This window comes from Candidatus Buchananbacteria bacterium CG10_big_fil_rev_8_21_14_0_10_42_9 (genome assembly GCA_002773845.1).
Classification (GTDB): Bacteria; Patescibacteriota; Patescibacteriia; order Buchananbacterales; family 21-14-0-10-42-9; genus 21-14-0-10-42-9.
Genome location: PEZZ01000027.1, coordinates 10,000 through 28,414 on the forward strand (window position 1 = coordinate 10,000; position 18,415 = coordinate 28,414).

An 18,415-nucleotide genomic window follows, 5' to 3' on the forward strand; every position below is an offset into this window, starting at 1 on the left:
CGAGTTAACTGGGGTTTTAGATCAAATCGAATACAGTTTTTTAGACTCTGTTGTCTACCAAGTTTTTGGCCCGGCTCCAGTTGTCGCTTATGTCAGAAAAAAATTAGACGCCATTAGAAATGTGAGGGTTATTATGATTGGCAAAATCAACAACTTATCCCAAGACGTTATTCAATCTCGCGTGTATGGAATATAAAATCGCTATTATCGGTAGCCTTGAAAGCATTCAGGGTTTTCAAGCCTTGGGTGTCACCCCGCACCCCGTTCAAAACCCGGAACACGCTGGTGAAACTATTGATAAAATCATTGCCGCTAATGAAACCGCTGTCATTTTTATCACCGAAGATTGGGCCGATAAAATTAAAGATTATTTAGCCGAATTACCCAGCCGCGCACTGCCAGCAATTGTACCAATCCCTTCTCACCAAGGCTCAACCGGCGCCGGACTGCGCAACATCAGTAAGATTGTAGAGCAGGCGGTCGGTTCAGACATTTTAAAAGAAACGTAATTTAAAATTCCCACTAAGGCGGGTCAGCCTCTGGCTGAATCTACACGATAAATATTATAAAGATAACAAAGTAAAAATATGGCAGAAAAAACTGGAACAATTGTAAAGGTCTCCGGACCGCTCGTGATTGCCAAGGGCATGACCGGAGCTAAAATGTTTGATGTAGTCAAAGTATCTGATCAAAATTTAGTCGGAGAAATCATCGAATTAAATGGCGATACCGCCTCAATCCAAGTATATGAAGAAACTTCTGGCGTCGGTCCGGGCGAACCCGTTACCCTTACTAACCACCCATTGGCGGTTGAGCTTGGTCCTGGATTATTAACTTCAATTTATGACGGAATTCAAAGGCCTTTGGAGTTAATCGCTGACGAAGCTGGTGATTATATCACTCGCGGTATCGAAGTACCAGGCATTAGCCGTAACAAAAAATGGGATTTTAAACCAACTGCCAAAGACGGTGATGAAGTTGTACCTGGAGATATTTTAGGTGAAGTCCAAGAAACTGAACTAATTAGCCACAAAATTTTAGTACCTTATGGTTTGAGCGGAAAAGTCAGCGATATTAAAGCCGGCACATTTACGGTTGAAGACCCCGTGGCTAAGATCGGCGGGAAAAGCGTAACTATGCTACAACGTTGGCCGATTCGCAACCCGCGCCAAGCCAAGAAAAAATTAACTCCCAATGCGCCTTTAATTACCGGACAGAGGGTGGTGGATATGTTTTTCCCAATTGCTAAAGGGGGCGCCGGGTCAGTTCCAGGGCCCTTTGGTGCCGGTAAAACCGTCATTCAACACCAATTAGCCAAGTGGGCTGATGCCGATATTATTATCTTTATCGGTTGTGGCGAACGCGGAAATGAAATGACCGATGTGCTTGACGAATTTCCGGAATTAAAAGACCCAAAAACTGGCCGGCCATTAATGGAACGAACGGTACTAATCGCCAACACTTCAAACATGCCGGTAGCCGCGCGCGAAGCCTCAGTTTACACTGGCATTACTATCGCCGAATATTTTCGCGACATGGGCTATAGCGTAGCGTTGATGGCTGATTCAACCTCTCGCTGGGCGGAAGCCATGCGCGAAATGTCGGGGCGGTTAGAAGAAATGCCCGGCGAAGAAGGCTACCCAGCTTACCTTGCTTCTAAAACCGCTGCTTTCTACGAACGGGCTGGCGTAGTTAAAACTTTAGGCTCACAAGATCGTGAAGGTTCCCTTACCGTTATTGGCGCGGTTTCGCCTCCAGGCGGAGACTTATCTGAACCAGTCACTCAAAATACTTTGCGCGTGACTAAAGTCTTTTGGGGATTAGACGCCGGGTTGGCATACAAACGCCATTTCCCATCTATTAATTGGTTGCAAAGTTATTCGCTCTACTTTGACGATATAGATGATTATCTAAAATCAGAAATTAATGAGGGTTGGCCGAAGCTTCGCGCGGAAGCCATGAACATTTTACAGCAAGAATCTAAACTTCAAGAAATTGTACAATTAGTCGGTGTTGACGCCCTGTCACCAGAAGAACAATTAGTCTTAGACACGGCCAAATCAATTCGTGAAGACTTCTTGCAGCAAAACGCCTTCTCGGAAGATGATTCCTTTACTTCATTACCTAAGCAATACGGCATGCTGAATGCAATTTTAAGTTTCCACCGGGCGGCCAGCCAGGCGCTTAAAAATGGTAGGACGTTAAAAGATATCCTAAGCTTGCCCATAAAACACGATGTGATAAACGCCAAAAAAATCAAAGAGAACGAACTAGGCAAATTTGACGCTTTACTTAAATCAATAAACGCTAAAGTCAACTAATATGAAGAAATCCTACACTACCATCAAAGAAGTCGCTGGCCCCTTAGTCATTGTGGACAAGGTCACCGACGTTAAATACGAGGAGCTCGTTGAAGTTGAATTAGCCGGAGGCGAAAAGCGCCGCGGCCGCGTTTTGGAAATTACCGATAAGCACGCGGTGGTACAGATGTTTGAAAGTTCCCAAGGCATTGATGTTGGCACTACCAAAGTTACCTTTCTTGGCAAAACCATGGCAATTGGCGTTGGCCAAGATATGCTTGGTAGGATTTTTGACGGGGCCGGTAAGCCCAAGGACGGTTTACCGGAAATCATCCCGGAAAAAACAGTGGACATTAATGGTGCGCCAATTAACCCATTCATGCGTGATGTGCCGAATGAATTTATGCAAACCGGATTATCCACTATCGACGTACTTACCTCCCTTGTCCGTGGGCAAAAGCTTCCTATTTTCTCTGGCGCCGGATTACCTCACCAAGAAATTGCCGCTCAAATTGCACGGCAAGCCAAAGTCACCGGCAAAGGCGCGGGTTCAGAAAAATTTGCCGTGGTGTTTGCGGCTATGGGAATTACTTTTGAAGAAGCCGAGTTCTTTATTAACGAATTTAAAGAAACCGGAGCAATTAAACGCGCCGCGATGTTTATTAACTTAGCTGATGACCCGGTAGTTGAACGTATTACTCTCCCCCGCATTGCCCTAACGACCGCTGAATATTTAGCCTTTGAAAAGGACATGCATGTGTTAGTTATCTTAACTGACTTAACTAATTACTGTGAGGCCTTGCGAGAAATTTCAGCTGCCCGTAAAGAAATTCCGGGACGCCGCGGTTATCCAGGCTACATGTACACTGACCTATCCACCATTTACGAACGCGCCGGAAAAATTAAAGGTAAAAAAGGCTCGGTCACCCAAATCCCGATTTTGACTATGCCCGAAGACGACAAAACCCACCCAATCCCTGATTTAACCGGTTACATTACCGAAGGCCAAATCATGCTGTCACGTGACCTACACCGACGCGGCATTTATCCTGCCATTGATGTGCTTCCGTGCCTGTCTCGGTTAGCGCAAAAAGTGCAAAGTAAAGTCACCCGCGAAGACCATGCCGGCGTCTTTAACCAACTCTATGCCGCTTACGCCCGCGGCAAAGAAGCCAAAGAGCTTGCCGTCATTTTGGGCGAAGCGGCGTTATCCGATGCGGATAAAAAGTTTGCGCAGTTTGCCGATGAGTTTGAAATGAAATTTATTCAACAAGGCCGCGATGAAGACCGGTCGTTAGAAGAATCGCTTGATATTGGCTGGAAATTAATGACCATCTTGCCGCAAGACGAATTGAAAAAAGTTAAAGAAGAACACATTGCTAAATACTTACCTAAGGTGACCGCGTAGCGGTCATCCCCCAAGCGTAGTCGAGGAAACTCAACCGTTAACCACGACTGATATTTCTCCACTTCGGTCGAAATGACAAATTGTTATGGCCAATAAATTAAACATCAACCCAACCCGCCAAGAGCTTTTAAAGTTAAAAGTCAGGCTTAAAAGTGCCGAACGCGGGTACAAATTGCTCAAGCAAAAACGTGACGGCTTGATGAAAGCGTTTATGGCAATTATTCGCGAAGCCAAAGTTTTGCGTACCACAATTGAAAAAGACTTAGGCCAAGGCTTCCAAACATTTCTGTTTGCTTCCGCCCAAACGCGTCCGGAACTAATGAGCACAGCCCTTGTTATGCCGAGCAAAAAAGTCACATTAGAAGCCGACACTAAAAATGTCATGAGCGTGAACATTCCACAATTTACTTTTAAGGAAGAAGGTAATTTTGCCGCTTACTCTTTAGCGACTACTCCATCTGAATTAGATGCCAGTTTAACTATCTTTAACGCCGCGTTAAAGGACATGATTAAGTTAGCTGAAATTGAACATTCGGCTCGCTTGCTGGCCGAAGAAATTGAAAAAACCCGCCGCCGGGTCAACGCCTTAGAATACGTCTTTATCCCTAATATGGAAGAAACAATTAAGTACATTGAATCAAAATTAGGTGAACAAGAGCGCGGTACGCTGATAACCTTAATGAAAGTTAAAGACATTATCGCCAAACAAGAAGCCGCGCAGGCTTGACTTTCATAATCGCTTCCGCTAGAATAATTTTATGCTTATAGTACAAAACTACCTACAACTAAACCCGCCAGTAGTAACCGGGTCTCATTGTCTGGGTAGTTTCGTCATGTAAGCGTAACCACAAAACCGCTAAGCGAATATCCCCAGATGGGGATTTTTTGTTTGGCCAACTTTGCTAATCGCAAGGAGGCAACAAGTGACAAGCAAACCAATTGTGGTAATCAAGGCCGGCAGCAAGTCCTTGTGTGGGCCGAAAGGAGGCTGGCGTTACAAGGTAATACACTCGATTGTCAGCCAAGCAGTGACGCTCAAAGCCTTAGGCTATGACGTGATAGTTGTCGCCTCGGGTGCAATTTACCATGCCAAACAAAAGTATGGTAATGGCATGGACGCACAAACCTATGCCAGCATCGGGCAACCAAAACTGCAACAAACTTGGGAGAAGGCGTTTTGGCGGCGGCATCGGTTATTGGTTGGACAAATCCAATTTGCCGACCAACAGCTACGAGGCAGGAGTAGGCATACTGTCGTTAACGGTCTACTCAAGGCTCTTCGCGACGGCATTACCCCTATCGTTAACTCTAACGATGCGGTCAGCGAAGAAGAAATTGACGCACTGCCAGTACTCAGCGACAATGATGTTTTGGCATCATTGCTTGCAATTAATGTACAGGCTGAGCACCTCATCATGCTTACAACTGTGGACGGTGTACTTGACCCTCGAACTGGTGAGCTCATTTCTGAAATGCGCTACACCGAACGGAAAATTGAAAGCCGTCTGCAAGAAATGCCTGGTGAAAGTAACGGCGGAATGAAATCCAAAGTAAAGCATGGCAAAAGGGCTGCCCGCGCTGGCATTGATGTATATATCGCGAGTGCTAAATGCCCAAACGTGATAGTGAATACCGTGCTGAGGAATCCTCAAATCGGTACACACATCATACCGAAAACCGCCGGCAACAGACGTTGCTAGGCGGTTTTTACATCGCTAAAATTAGCGGCTTTTTTTGATGTCGTAACGCTTAGGCGTTTGCTACGTCATAATTAGTAGAGGGGTGAGAAGATCAAGCAATCTAGTCTTCCCTGCGGCCGAAACCATATGTTATACGCCCAACGGGAGCAATTTTAAACCTCATGATTGGACTTGATGCAATTGCTTCGCCCCTCGCCACGGTGGCGTGAACGCTACAAGAATTGGCCCTGCGGGGCTGTTTTTGTTTTTAGGATTGTAAATTTTTAAAAAGACTCCTAAGCACAACCTTGTCCTCATCAATCAATTTAGGTTCGTCTAAAGCTTCTTGGTCTGTAAAATACTTACCATAATCACCTTCAATGATTGTAATATCATTCTCAAAATCATCTGGGCTTTCAAAATAAAAAGCATCAATGCTATGTGTAGAAAAATCAAAATGTCCAAGGTATGTATATTTTTTTGGTTTATAATTTAACTCTTCCTTGATCTCTCTTAGCATAGCCTCCTCAACGGTTTCGTTAACCTTGGCACCTCCTCCAAAAAACCCAAAATGATCTGGCAATCGCTTAGCGTCTTCACTTCTTTTCTGTAAAAACACGTGGACCTCTCCATTTTCTATCTTATATGGAATTAAAACGGCTATCTCTCTTTTTTCATTTTTCATAAACGTAAATTGAGAGGGTATTTTCGTCTGGCTTATCCCTAACTGTTGGCTTAACGTTTGGAAACGGAAAAACGTAAGACACCATTTTAGAACCTGGCTTCATTTCGTTTTGAAATTTTGGTTCTAATTTTTTCATCGCCGAATGCGAAAGATAATTATAAATAACATCCGGCTTAGAATAATCAATCTTAAAAAAATTTTTGTACTTGATTGTAATATGTTTACCTAAGCCTGATCGGGCGACTCTAATCTGAGCGGCAATGTAGGGAATTATAGAATTTTCAAAACCTACTACCCGTGCGCCAGTTTTGGCAAATTCAATGCATACCCGGCCATCACCACAGCCAAGCTCATATACTAACTGCCCTGGCTTAATTTGCGTAAGCTTAATTGCGCGTTTGATATCAGTTCTGCGTGTTGGTACCCAAGGTGCAGCCATTACCGTGGCGCTAACAGCTGACAGCAAAATAATGAAAACAAAAAGCGATATCAATAACTGTACCGCTAAAGCCAAAAAATCAATGTCCATTATTTAATTTTTACAAACTGGCGCTTGCCGCGCTGGACAATATCGCCGGCTTGAACTGTATGATTTTCATCCACCACTTCCCCATTAACCTTAACACCTCGTTGCTCAACTAAACGCCGCGCTTCTGATTTGGAGCTGGCTAAGTTAGTCTGGACTAAAGTTTCAATAATATTGTTATCGCTTGTTGCCATAACATCAATTTCTTCGGGTACATCATGTTGCACATGCACCGTTTCAAAACGCTTTTCCGCTTCTGCCGCTACTTTAGCATCATGAAAAAGCGTAGTGATTTCTTTGGCTAAACGCATCTTCAATGATTTTGGATTAGAGCTTTGGGATAAATCAGCCTTAATTTTTGCTAATTCATCCATTGGTACTGCCGTACACAACTCAAAACCCAATCCAATTAGTTCATCTGGCCAAGACATTACTTTGCCATACATATCAGCCGGTTCATCGGTTAACGCAATTAAATTACCTTCAGTTTTGCCCATCTTTTTTCCGGTCGGATCAACTAATAATTTAGTCGTTAGCACAAATTTCTCCTTATTCTTTAACTTACTCATTAATGTCCTGCCGGCAAGCATGTTGAACGTCTGGTCATTACCACCAACTTGCATATCAACATCCATCGTCACTGCATCGTAGGCTTGAAATATCGGGTATAAAAACTCATGCAGATAAATTTCCTTGCCTTTTTTAATCCTTTCTTGAAACATATCACGTTCCAATAGCTGTGCCACAGTAAAATTTGAAGCTAATTCTAACAAATCATCTGGTTTTAATTTTTGGGTCCACTGTTCATTGTGCAAAAAACGAACTTTCGTGCGCTTCCCGCCTAATATTTTAGTAACTAGTTGTTTGTAGTTACTGGAATGTTTTCTGACCTCATCCCGACTCAGCTTTTGCCGCACCGCTTGTTTGTCGGTTGGGTCCCCAATTCGCCCGGTAAAATCACCTATCAAAACTATTATTTCGTGGCCAAGCTCTTGTAGCTGATGCAGTTTTAGCAAAACTACACCATGTCCAATATGAAGTTTTCCGGTTGGGTCAATGCCAGTGTAAATGCGAAGCTTCTTGCCGGACTTCAAAGCTTTCTCTAAAACTTCCGGGGCAGGGTAAACATTCTCTACCCCCCGAGTTAAAACTTCTTTAATTTTCTGTTCGTCAGTTTTTATCATATAAATTTTTTGTCATTCCGGACTTGATCCGGAATCTCTATCTTGATGAGATCCTGAATCAAGTTCAGGATGACACTCCGTGTCATTTTACTCTGGCTTTTAACACATTTAATTTCTCTTGCTGAGCGACTAATTTTTCTTTTTCCGCGTCTACAATTTCTTTAGGCGCGTTTTTGACAAATTCTTTGTTGGCTAACTTCTTTTCTATCTGTGAAATATAATTTTCAACACTGCCTATTTCTTTGGCAATTTGCTCTTGCTGACCACTGTCGTCAACTAAAAGATGTATTTCTAGTCCACCAATTGCCTTGGTTAACGATTGTGTCGGCCGCTCGCCAGTTTTCATAACGTCACAATTTTCTAACCGCGCTAAGCCTTTAACAATTTCAATATTTTGACTGACAATTTTTTCTTGCTTACCCGCTATTATTGTAGCATTTATTTTTTGACTTGGCGCTATTTTATTTTCCGCCCGCAAATTTCTAATCATAGCGATAATGTCCTTTACTAACACAAAATCATTAGGCCTGGTTTTGCCTTTCGCCTCCGGCCAATTTTGAATCATTAACATGTCATGATTTAAATTCTTCCAAAGCTCTTCGGTCACAAACGGCATAAACGGATGCCATAACTTCAAAATGGTTTGTAAAATGTAAAGCAAAATTTCATCTTTCCCTTTTTCAATTTTGGCAATTTCCAAATACCAATCGGCTAATTCGTTCCAAGTAAAATCACGCAATCGTTCGCCAGCTTGAGAAAACTGATACGTTTCTAGTAATTTTGTCTGCGCTTGTACTTCAGCGTGCAATAAATTCAAAATCCATTCGTCAGCATCGGTTTTTGGTTTGGGCGCTTTGGTTACTAATTTAGGTTCTTCCACCGTCATCAAAATAAAACGGCAAATGTTCCAAAGCTTATTGGTAAAGTTTCTAAACCCGGCAATTTTTTCATCATACATCTGCACGTCGTTCCCCGGTGTCGCACCAATGACTAAACTTAGCCGCACCGCGTCAGTCCCGTACTTTTTTACTACATCTAGCGGATCAATCGCGTTACCAAGCGACTTAGACATTTTGGCACCGCCTTTAGCGCGCACTAACCCATGTAAATAAACATGTTTAAAGGGAATCTCTTCCAGCAAAAAAGTTGACATGATAATCATCCTCGCCACCCAAAAAAACAAAATATCATAACCTGTTTCCATCAGCGCGGTCGGGTGGAAAGTAGCTAGATCTTTAGTTTTTTCTGGCCAACCAAGCGTGGAAAAAGTCCAAAGTCCAGACGAAAACCATGTATCGAGCGTATCTGGGTCTTGCTCCCAGCCATCGCCCGGTGATGTGGTGCTAACTTTCATCTCGCCGTTTTTATACCAGGCGGGAACTCGGTGCCCAAACCAAATTTGGCGCGAAATACACCAATCGCGTAAATTCTCCAACCAATGATAGTAAACCTTGTTAAAGCGGTCCGGTATAATTTCTATCTCACCTTTTTTTACAACTTCTAATGCCTTATCTTTCAGCGACTTGCCGCCAAACTTTTTAACCGGCTTATTCACATCCACAAACCATTGTTCTTTTATTTGTGGCTCAATGGTGCCGCCGCCACGCATATTGGTCGCTACACTATGAACATATTTTTCATCTACCTTTGTAAGTAAGACTTTTTTCTTCAGCTTAGCCACAATTTTTTTACGAGCCTCGGCAATTGGCATACCGGTAAATTCTTGGGCGATCGGTAAAAGCTTGCCATCAAAATCAATAATTTGTTCTTTATCTAAATTGTGCCTTTCAGCTATATCAAAATCAGTTGCGTCATGCCAAGGCGTAATCGTCATCACCCCAGTTCCAAGTTCCATATCTATCGCTTCATCCTTAATTACCGTAGCGGTAATTTTTCCATTAATCCACTCCGCTTCAAATTTCTCCCCATGCTTATAATTTTTATAGCGCTTGTCTTTTGGGTGCATGACCACATACTTATCGCCAAACTTTGTTTCCGGCCGGCTGGTAGCAATTTCAAACGGGCCGTATTGCATATAATAAAATGGTTCGGCAACTTCAATATATTCAATTTCATCATCAGAGACTGTGGTTTGTAATTTAGGATCCCAATTTACAATCCGATGTCCGCGGTAAATTAACCCAGCTTTATACATTTCAATGAAAGCTTGCTGAACGGCCATGGATAAACCTTCGTCTAGAGTGTAGCGTTCACGTGACCAATCGCAAGAACTGCCCATCTTGCGAATTTGATTCTCAATCGTGCTTCGTGACTCCATCGCAAAATCATTCACTCGCTTTAAAAACTCTTCCCGCCCCAAATCATGCCGCGTTTTTTTGTCTCTTTCGTACAAATCCCTTTCCACCTTAGCTTGTGTTGCAATCGCCGCATGGTCCACGCCCGGTAGCCACAGCGCCTTCTTGCCTTGCATGCGCTGAAACCGGATCACAATATCTTGAATTGCAAGCATGACCGCATGGCCGACATGCAATACTCCAGTCACATTGGGCGGCGGCATGGAAATAGTAAATGACTCTTTACGCTTGCCCGGTAAATTATCCGGATTAAAATAACCTGAGTCTTCACAGGCTTTATAAATTTCATCTTCAATTTTAGAAGCGTCGTAAGCTTTCGGCAATTCTTTCATATACTGCCTTATTTTAGCCCAAAACTCCCCATTTTTCAACTCTTTTGAAGCATTGACAAAATTATCCAATTTCGCTAATATTACCTATTCTTTTTTTGTTGCCTCCCCCTGCGGCAAACCACATAAGATGTGGCAAAAAACAAAAAAGAGCACAAAATTATGGCATTATCTACCGAACAACAAATTTGGGGGCAACTTAAACGCAGTCAAAATCCGCTCATTGTTTTTCAACCTAAAGAAATTGATGGGTTAGCGTCAGCCTTGGCGCTTTATTTGCTATTAAGTCAAATTGGCTTAAAACCAGAGATTGCGTGTGCCAATTTTACTACCAGCCCAAATATTTCATTTTTACCAAATTTAGATAAAATCAAACCTAAACTTGATTCGCTGCAACAACTAGTCGTCAAACTCAACGTCGCCAAAGATAAAATTAAAGACTTTAGCTATAACTTTGTAGATAATAAGTTGCACATTTTTATTACCCCTCACGATGGTGGCATAACATCTAGCGATGCCAGAATTACCACTTCCAACTACAAACATGATCTAATCATTACCGCTGGTGTAATTGACTTGCCAAGCCTTGGACCCTTATACCAAAACAATATTGACTTTTTTTTAGCTACGCCGATTATCAACATTGACTGCGACCCGCAAAATGAACAGTACGGCCAAATCAACCATGTTCAAATTAACGACACTTCCACCGCTGAAACTGTTTATAAGCTCCTGCGCACAAATCCGGAACTCGTCTTGGATGACCAAATTGCAAATTGCCTGCTCACCGGCATGATTGCCAAAACCCAAAGCTTTAAGAGTAAATCGGTCACGCCGGAAACTTTGCATTTAGCCAGCCAGCTGATGGATGCTGGTGCCGACCGGGAAATGATTATTGGTAAATTGTATCGTTCCCGTAGCGTCACCACATTAAATTTATGGGGCAGGGTATTAACAAAACTAAAAAGTGCTGAACAAAATAAATTAGTTTGGTCGGTGCTGACCGCTGATGATTTTCTAAGCGCCGGAACAGAAGACCATGAACTTGATGCTGTATGTGAAGAACTTATTTCGCAAATGCCAAGCGCCCAAATTTTTGCCTTGCTGTACCAAAAAGAGCCAGGGGGGCTAGAGGCGCTTATTACTAGTTTTAACCAAACTGACTTACTCCAAAGCTTAAAGTCACTCAAACCTTCAGGCACAAAATTTAAAGTTACTATTGCGCTCAAGGGCACACCAATTGAAGCTGAACAAGCACTCACCACAGAACTTAAAAAGTTGATAATATAGACTCCCTCTCCCTGTGGGAGAGGGAACTCTTTTTATGGCATAGTAAATTAATATAATTTAGTGCATAAATTAAAACCCTTGATTTGCTATACTAAATACGGTATCATGTGGTGGCATTTTATTGAACTTTTTAAGTAAAAATGGGCCTGTAGCTCAGCGGTTAGAGCACCGCCCTTATAAGGCGGGGGTCGGCGGTTCGATTCCTCCCAGGCCCACCACCCGCTGGCCAATGGCTTATGGCCGATGGCAAATTGAATTAAATAAAACTATTTGCTACTCGCCATTTGCAATCACGGGTTCTTAGCCACGTCCGGCCGAAGCCTTGGCGAAGGCGGATCAGTTTCAGCCAGAGGCTGATCCGCCTTTGGCGGAGGTTACCCGCCCGAACGTACCGACGTTCGGTACGGGCGGGGAGCGCTTCGGGAAGCGCTGATGCAAAGAGCGAGACAGCCGGCACGTTACAACATAACATTTTTATACACGGGTTCTTAGCTCAGTTGGTTAGAGCGCTTCCTTGACGTGGAAGAGGTCAGAGGTTCGAATCCTCTAGAACCCACCCCAAACCAGAGCTGCTGAGCAACACGGTTTGGGGTAGCCCTGAACCGTGCTGTGCTCTGGTTTAGGGCACCCTAAATCGTACTATGCACTACGTCTATCTAATAAAAAGCAAAAAGTCAGAGTGGCGCTATGTTGGATATACTGTTAACCTTAAACAAAGGTTTAAGCAGCACCAAAGTGGTCTGTCGAAAGCAACAAAGCCGTATAGACCTTTTGACCTCATCTTCTATGATGGATTCCAAAATAAAATAGACGCCAAAAGAAGAGAAAAATATCTCAAAACGAATCAAGGTAAAAGAGCATTAAAATTAATGCTCAAAGATTCCTGGAAGTAAAATCCATGGCACTCAATTTCTCTAAAATTACCAAAGCAAAAGAATTTGCCTTTATTAAGGATTTTCAAAAGCACTTTCCTCAAAGTGAAGTTTTTTTAGTGGGCGGTGCGGTGCGCGATATTTTGCTTAGACGAGAGACAAAAGATTTTGATTTTGTTATTCGCCGTGTATCAGGCAAAGAATTGGAAATGTTTTTGAAAAACCATGGCACCGTTACTCTAGCTGGTAAACATTTTGGCGTGTTGAAATTTCGGCCGAAAGGTTACGGCGGCGAGGAAATTGATATTGCTTTGCCGCGAACCGAGCATTCGTTTGGTACCGGCAAATACCACGACTTTGACATCACCGCCGATCCTCATTTGCCAATTGAAAAAGATTTAGAACGGCGAGATTTTACGATTAACGCCATGGCGCTTTCCGACAAAAATGTTTTAATTGATCCGTTCGATGGTGCCAAAGATTTAAAAGCTAAAATTATCAAAACCGTCGGTACGCCTAAAGCGCGATTTGAAGAAGATTACACGCGCATGTTGCGCGCAGTGCGAATCGCTACCCAGCTTAACTTTACGCTTGAGCCAAAAACTGCCGCCGTTATCACGGCACACGCCAAATATATTACAAGCATGGCAGCGGAGCGCATTCAAGACGAGTTTAACAAAATCATCATGTCAGATAATGCAGGTGCGGGCATTCGCCTAATGTTAAAACTCGGCTTACTTGAAGTATTGGTTCCCGAACTTGTTGAAGGTGACGGTGTGGCCCAAAACAAAAATCATATATATACAGTAATTGAGCACAATATCCGTGCCTTGGAAACTGCCGCCCGACGAAAATTTAATTTGGCTGTTCGCTTAGCCGCTCTATTTCACGACATTGGCAAACCTCGTACCAAAAAAGGCACCGGCGTTAACGCTACTTTCTATGACCATGAAACAGTTGGCGCTAAAATGACTAAAGATATTTTAAAGCGATTCAAATACTCAAACGAACTACAAGACAAGGTAACGCATCTGGTGCGCCAGCATATGTTTTATTACGCCTTGGATCAAGTCAGCGACGCTGGCGTTCGCCGCTTGCTTAGTCGTATCGGACCAGAAAACATTGAAGACCTGTTAAAAGTGCGCATTTGTGACCGCATTGGCATGGGCCGGCCCAAGGCGGTGCCGTACAAGTTAATTGAGATGCAAAAGCGCTTTCGCGAAGTTCAATCTGACCCGATTTCGCGCAAAATGTTAAAACTTAATGGCAATGACGTGATGCAAATTCTTGGAATCTCCCCGAGCCGGCGTATAGCCTATCTGCTCGACGCGTTGCTTGGTGAAGTCTTGGAAAATCCCAAAAAAAATACCAAAAGATACCTCGCCAAAAAATTAGTTGAGCTAAACAAGTTGTCAGATGAAAAATTGGCGGCCCTAGACCCTAATGTCCAAGCATTAGAAGAAGAACGAAAACGCGCTTTGTGGTCTGAACCAATTGATGTTGAAAGCTAATTTGTGAATCACCTCATTTTAGGATAGAATTACGATACATGAGACAGCCGATTACTATTACGGAAACCGATGCGCATAAACGCCTGGATAAATTTTTAGCCGGCAAAAGTAAATCCACCCGCTCCCAAATTCAAAAACAAATTAAATCCGGTAGCGTACTGGTTGATAACCAAATCAAATCCCCCCACTACGAGCTCAAGCCGGGCGAAATTGTTTCTTTTGTTAGTATGCCCAAAACGCAAGCGCCAGCTGAACCACTGGGCAAAATCAAGCCCTTTAAAATCATTGCTGAAACTAACGACTACTTAGTCATCAATAAACCGGCGGGGTTATTGGTGCACGAAACTGCCAAGGGTGAGAAAAAAACACTCGTTAATCGCCTGCTTAAAAAATTTCCTGGCCTGGCCGCGGTTGGCGAAGAACACTACCGCGCGGGAATAATTCACCGCTTAGACAAAAATGTTTCCGGGGTCATGGTTATACCCAAAACCCAAAAAATGTATGAACATTTAAAAGAACAGTTCCGGGAGCGAAAAGTGACAAAAATTTACACTGCATTAGTTCATGGAAGGCTATCAGAACCGGAAGGTACAATTGACATCCCAATTGGCAGAAGCACAGTCGGTTTTAAAATGGCCGCCCACCCGCGTAATCACGGCCGGCGCTTTCAACGCACCGACAAAACAGCCATAACAAAATATGAAACACAGAAAGAATTTTTGCACTTTACTTTGCTAAAAATAACAATTAAAACCGGGCGGACCAACCAAATCAGAGTGCATCTAACCGCGCTTGGTAATTCCATAGCCGGAGACACCACATACGCCATTAAAAAATATCATAATCAAGCCGCCAAGCATCCTTTAGATAGATTATTTTTACATGCCACAACGCTTGGTTTCAAGGATTTAAATAATGAATACAAAGAATTTACAGCAAAACTACCAACCGAATTAAAAACATTTTTACATGGGCTTAAAAAAGCTAACTAAAAATCCGCCAATCTTTATTATCTCCGGACCATCAGGCGCTGGAGAAGATACGGTCATTGAACGGCTGCAAGGTAAGTACAAATTTAACCGTGTGATTACGACTGTCACGCGCGCTAAAAGGCAAGGAGAGCGCGAGGGAAACCCCTACTACTTTGTAACTGAAGCCAAATTTAAAAAATTAGCTCAAGCCGAAAAATTCATTGAATGGGCCAAGGTATATGATAAATATCGCGGCTGTACCTATGCTGAAATTGAACGGTTAATGAAAGCCGGCAAGCCGATCTTTTGGAAAGTGGATTGGCAGGGAGTTGAAACCATTAAAAAAATATTCCCCCAAGCTATTGCCATTCTCATTGCCCCTGAATCCTACGCCGTATTAAAGGAGCGGCTCATTAAACGCGGCCAAGACACGCTAGAAGAAATTAATAAGCGTGAAGCTTTTACCAAAAATTTTCTGCGGCACAAAAAAGCGTATGACTACGTGGTCATAAATAAACAGGGGAAAATCGAGGCTACGATTGAGCAAGCTAGTAAAATAATAGAAAAGCACCTTTAATCTTAAAATGGAATATTTCAAGCATTGACAAAATCGTGCTCTTTGTGTACACTATGCCAGTAACTAATTAATATAAAGCATATAATGGCAGAAAAAACTGACAACCAAGACGAGGCTAAAACTGAAGACTCTAAATCGGCCAAAGAGAAAAAAGTTAAAGGCAAGGCCGGCATGAATATAACTGACATTAAACCAGGCATGACCATCAAAGTTCACCAGCGCATTAAGGATGTTGGACGCGGTAAAGATGCAGACAAATCTAAAGAACGCATTCAAATCTTTGAAGGTATTGTTATCGCCCGGAAAGGCGGCATGGGCCAAGGAGCAACCATAACGGTTAGAAAAATTTCTGAGGGTATTGGCGTTGAAAAAATTTTCCCCATACACTCCCCTTTAATTGAAAAAATTGTGCCTGTAAAACAGGCTCGGGTGCGACGCTCGAAGCTATACTTCCTAAGAAGTTCCAAAAAACGTTTACGCGAAAAGAAAATCGCTTAAGGGCTGACGTGGTGGAACCTGCCTGCCGGCAGGCAGGCTGGTAGGCACAGCCATCTACTTTTACGGGGACGTGGTGGAATTGGTAGATTCACCCCTCACCTTTGGCCCTTTACGGGGACGTGGTGGAATTGGTAGACACGCAGGCTTGAGGGGCCTGTCCTCATTATGAGGGTGGAGGTTCAAATCCTCTCGTCCCCACCACAGCAAAAGCTCAAAGGTGAGGGGGCAGGCTCCGGCTTGAGGGGCCTGTGGCCATTAGGCTATGAGGGTTCACCTGCCCGACTGAAGTCATTCAGGCGGGAGCCCATCCGTCCGCACCGATTAGCAAATGGCTAGTAGCTAATGGCAAATTGTATTCAGATAAACTATTTGCTATTAGCCATTGGCCACCTGCCAAATTGGGCGCTTAGCTCAGCTTCAGCCAGAGGCTGATCCGCCTTTGGCGGAGGTTACCCGCCGAACGACTGACATCGTTCAGTCGGGCGGGGAGCGCCTCGTTTACACCGAGGAGGTCAGGGGTTCGCGCCACCGCACCTTTTTGCGGGTTCGTAGCTCAGTTGGTTAGAGCGCCTCGTTTACACCGAGGAGGTCAGGGGTTCGAATCCCTTCGGACCCACCAAATGGTGTGGGGGTGAAAATCCCTTAGCGCCCACCACTCTAATGTAATATCTAGAACGTATGACGTCACATCAAAGCGTATGATACAATGGTAGTATGAGAATTATTTTAGGTTTAATTATTGTTGTAGTTGGTGCCTTAATCACTATAAAATCAGAATTGATTTTGAGAGCTTTTGGCCGCGTACCGTTTGCGGAACGTTACTTAGGCACTGAGGGCGGTAGCCGGCTATTCTATAAGCTTCTTGGCATTATTGTAAGTATTATCGGTTTTATCATCACCTTTAATTTAATGACGGCTTTACTGAACGCGACCATAATTAACTGGTTCAATATAGGGCTACAATAAACTTGGGGATATAGCTCAGTTTCAGCCAAAGGCTGATCCGCTTCTAGCGGAGGCTAGAAAACAAAAAATAAAAAGTTAATTGTTGACTGTGAATTTTTAACCTTTATTACGGGGATATAGCTCAGTTGGCTAGAGCGCCTGCTTTGCAAGCAGGAGGCCGAGGGTTCGAATCCCTCTATCTCCACCAAACAAAACTTCTCGTTCTGAAAGCGCAGAGTGGCCGCGCGCCGCAGGCGCGCGGGAAGGAAAGCCGTTCGGAAAGCCCCCAGTTTTCCTCACCTTCGCGACGAATTGCGAGGGCGAGGGCACGGAAAAGTGCGCGGTTTTGTTACGAACCACATGGTTCGTTCCGATTTTTTGGACAAAGGAGCGAATTTCTTTCAAATCCGCGGATGAGGATAAAAAAGCGGCTTGTTTCGTATCCAAAACCCACTCCCGCAAAGGTTCGACCCAATTGTTTCCTCCGCGTTCAAAATCTTTCATTTTGGCTTTCAAAGCGGCGGTGGCGCGCATAGCTTCATCTTTCTTTTTCAAATAAATTTCTTTTGGTACATCGCCATCCAAATACGTCGAGACAAGCTTTTCCAAGCGCGCCTCGCTCGCTTTGATTTCAGTAGCAAGATTTTGAATTTCACTTTGCGAGGCGGCAGTTTCCTTGCGTTCCCACTTATCGATTTCCTTCAACATCCAATCTGTGTACGCATCGCAAAGTGAAATTGTTTGAAGCCGTGTCTGTATCTGGCTCACCAAATCTTTTTCCTGTACATAGCTTTGCGAGCATGTACCGCGCTTCTTGGTACAGCGATAATAGCGATACACACCGCCATTGCCTTTTGCAAATTGTGCGGTAAACATGCTCGCACATTCGCCACAGCGAAAAAGATTGGTGAGCGGAAAATTATGCTTAGCCCTACGGTTCTGTGGTCTCGCTTTTTTCGCAAGCATTTTCTGGACAGCTTCAAACAATCGCGGAGAAACGATTGGCTCAAAGCTTCCATCAAACCATTCACCCTTGTGGTGCGTCATGCCGATATACGCTCGGTTAGAGAGGAAGTTTTTGATGGAAGCTTTGGCAAATGGCGTTCCGTCGGACTTTGTTTTGCTCAAATCCGCCATAAAGTGCGACAGTGATTTATAGGTGTGCGTTCCTTTTGCGTACTCCTCAAAAGCGCGCTTCACAATTCGCGCATTTACGGGATGTGGCTCAATGTTCCGCGTGCGCGGATTATTCACATATCCAAACGGCGCTTTTGTCAGCCACTCGCCGCGGCGCACTTTTTGGCGGATGCCCCGATTGATATTCT

18 protein-coding genes, 5 tRNA genes and 1 pseudogene are annotated in these 18,415 nt (G+C 43.7%); 19 read left to right on the forward strand and 5 right to left on the reverse strand.

Annotation, left to right across the window (positions count from 1 at the left end; all coding sequences use genetic code 11):
* The 6 genes from COT81_03445 to COT81_03470 all read left to right on the forward strand — a co-directional run.
* Positions 1-196: hypothetical protein (locus COT81_03445; GenBank protein PIS05009.1), on the forward strand; the 196-nt coding region annotated here is incomplete at its 5' end.
* On the forward strand, positions 186-509 hold the full coding sequence (locus COT81_03450; GenBank protein ID PIS04992.1) for a V-type ATP synthase subunit F: 324 nt from the start codon (positions 186-188) through the stop codon (positions 507-509). The genes COT81_03445 and COT81_03450, both read left to right, overlap by 11 nt.
* Before the next feature lie 78 nt (positions 510-587).
* Entirely contained in the window at positions 588-2,321 is a 1,734-nt protein-coding gene (locus COT81_03455; protein PIS04993.1) for a V-type ATP synthase subunit A, read from the forward strand.
* A 1-nt stretch (position 2,322) separates the two neighbouring features.
* Entirely contained in the window at positions 2,323-3,708 is a 1,386-nt protein-coding gene (locus tag COT81_03460; protein ID PIS04994.1) for a V-type ATP synthase subunit B, read from the forward strand.
* Positions 3,709-3,793: 85 nt separating this feature from the next.
* Positions 3,794-4,435: a V-type ATP synthase subunit D gene (locus COT81_03465; protein PIS04995.1), complete on the forward strand. Its 642-nt coding sequence runs from the start codon at positions 3,794-3,796 to the stop codon at positions 4,433-4,435.
* A gap of 139 nt (positions 4,436-4,574) precedes the next feature.
* Positions 4,575-5,408 (forward strand): hypothetical protein, encoded by an 834-nt coding sequence (locus COT81_03470; protein ID PIS04996.1) that lies wholly within the window; start codon positions 4,575-4,577, stop codon positions 5,406-5,408.
* A gap of 247 nt (positions 5,409-5,655) precedes the next feature.
* Here COT81_03470 and COT81_03475 read toward each other — a convergent pair whose 3' ends face one another.
* From COT81_03475 to COT81_03490, 4 genes are all read right to left on the reverse strand, one after another.
* Complete coding sequence (locus tag COT81_03475) at positions 5,656-6,072, reverse strand: hypothetical protein (protein PIS04997.1); 417 nt, start codon at positions 6,070-6,072, stop codon at positions 5,656-5,658.
* The gene (locus tag COT81_03480) at positions 6,062-6,601 is read right to left on the reverse strand and encodes a hypothetical protein (protein PIS04998.1); all 540 of its coding nucleotides are present in this window, start codon (positions 6,599-6,601) and stop codon (positions 6,062-6,064) included. The genes COT81_03475 and COT81_03480 overlap by 11 nt, the downstream gene beginning before the upstream one ends.
* A complete protein-coding gene (locus COT81_03485; GenBank protein PIS04999.1) occupies positions 6,601-7,782 on the reverse strand; it encodes a tyrosine--tRNA ligase in 1,182 nt (393 codons plus the stop codon). Before COT81_03485 ends, COT81_03480 begins: the two co-directional genes overlap by 1 nt.
* 82 nt (positions 7,783-7,864) lie before the next feature.
* Entirely contained in the window at positions 7,865-10,498 is a 2,634-nt protein-coding gene (locus COT81_03490; protein ID PIS05000.1) for a valine--tRNA ligase, read from the reverse strand.
* A gap of 60 nt (positions 10,499-10,558) precedes the next feature.
* On the opposite strand from COT81_03490, the gene COT81_03495 reads away from it, so the two are divergent.
* From COT81_03495 to COT81_03555, 13 genes are all read left to right on the forward strand, one after another.
* A complete protein-coding gene (locus tag COT81_03495) occupies positions 10,559-11,716 on the forward strand; it encodes a hypothetical protein (GenBank protein ID PIS05001.1) in 1,158 nt (385 codons plus the stop codon).
* A gap of 142 nt (positions 11,717-11,858) precedes the next feature.
* Positions 11,859-11,934: transfer RNA gene (locus COT81_03500), tRNA-Ile, on the forward strand.
* A gap of 264 nt (positions 11,935-12,198) precedes the next feature.
* Positions 12,199-12,275, forward strand: a tRNA-Val gene (locus COT81_03505).
* An 82-nt stretch (positions 12,276-12,357) separates the two neighbouring features.
* A complete protein-coding gene (locus COT81_03510; protein ID PIS05002.1) occupies positions 12,358-12,609 on the forward strand; it encodes a hypothetical protein in 252 nt (83 codons plus the stop codon).
* A 5-nt stretch (positions 12,610-12,614) separates the two neighbouring features.
* Positions 12,615-14,099 carry a hypothetical protein gene (locus COT81_03515; GenBank protein ID PIS05003.1) on the forward strand — a complete coding sequence of 495 codons (1,485 nt, stop codon included), beginning with the start codon at positions 12,615-12,617 and terminating at the stop codon, positions 14,097-14,099.
* A 38-nt stretch (positions 14,100-14,137) separates the two neighbouring features.
* Positions 14,138-15,091, forward strand: a complete 954-nt coding sequence (locus COT81_03520) for an RluA family pseudouridine synthase (protein PIS05004.1) — start codon at positions 14,138-14,140, stop codon at positions 15,089-15,091.
* Positions 15,069-15,647: a guanylate kinase gene (locus COT81_03525; GenBank protein PIS05005.1), complete on the forward strand. Its 579-nt coding sequence runs from the start codon at positions 15,069-15,071 to the stop codon at positions 15,645-15,647. The genes COT81_03520 and COT81_03525 overlap by 23 nt, the downstream gene beginning before the upstream one ends.
* Positions 15,648-15,818: 171 nt before the next feature.
* Positions 15,819-16,145, forward strand: coding sequence for a 50S ribosomal protein L19 (gene rplS / locus COT81_03530; GenBank protein ID PIS05010.1), 327 nt, complete (start codon positions 15,819-15,821; stop codon positions 16,143-16,145).
* A 113-nt stretch (positions 16,146-16,258) separates the two neighbouring features.
* A tRNA-Leu gene (locus tag COT81_03535) sits at positions 16,259-16,346 on the forward strand.
* A gap of 181 nt (positions 16,347-16,527) precedes the next feature.
* Positions 16,528-16,710 carry a hypothetical protein gene (locus COT81_03540; protein ID PIS05006.1) on the forward strand — a complete coding sequence of 61 codons (183 nt, stop codon included), beginning with the start codon at positions 16,528-16,530 and terminating at the stop codon, positions 16,708-16,710.
* Positions 16,688-16,764: transfer RNA gene (locus COT81_03545), tRNA-Val, on the forward strand. Before COT81_03540 ends, COT81_03545 begins: the two co-directional genes overlap by 23 nt.
* Before the next feature lie 95 nt (positions 16,765-16,859).
* Positions 16,860-17,111, forward strand: a complete 252-nt coding sequence (locus COT81_03550; protein ID PIS05007.1) for a hypothetical protein — start codon at positions 16,860-16,862, stop codon at positions 17,109-17,111.
* Between the two features lie 110 nt (positions 17,112-17,221).
* Positions 17,222-17,298, forward strand: a tRNA-Ala gene (locus tag COT81_03555).
* A gap of 746 nt (positions 17,299-18,044) precedes the next feature.
* Here COT81_03555 and COT81_03560 read toward each other — a convergent pair.
* Positions 18,045-18,410: pseudogene (locus tag COT81_03560) on the reverse strand (hypothetical protein).
* Between the last annotated feature and the right edge of the window lie 5 nt (positions 18,411-18,415).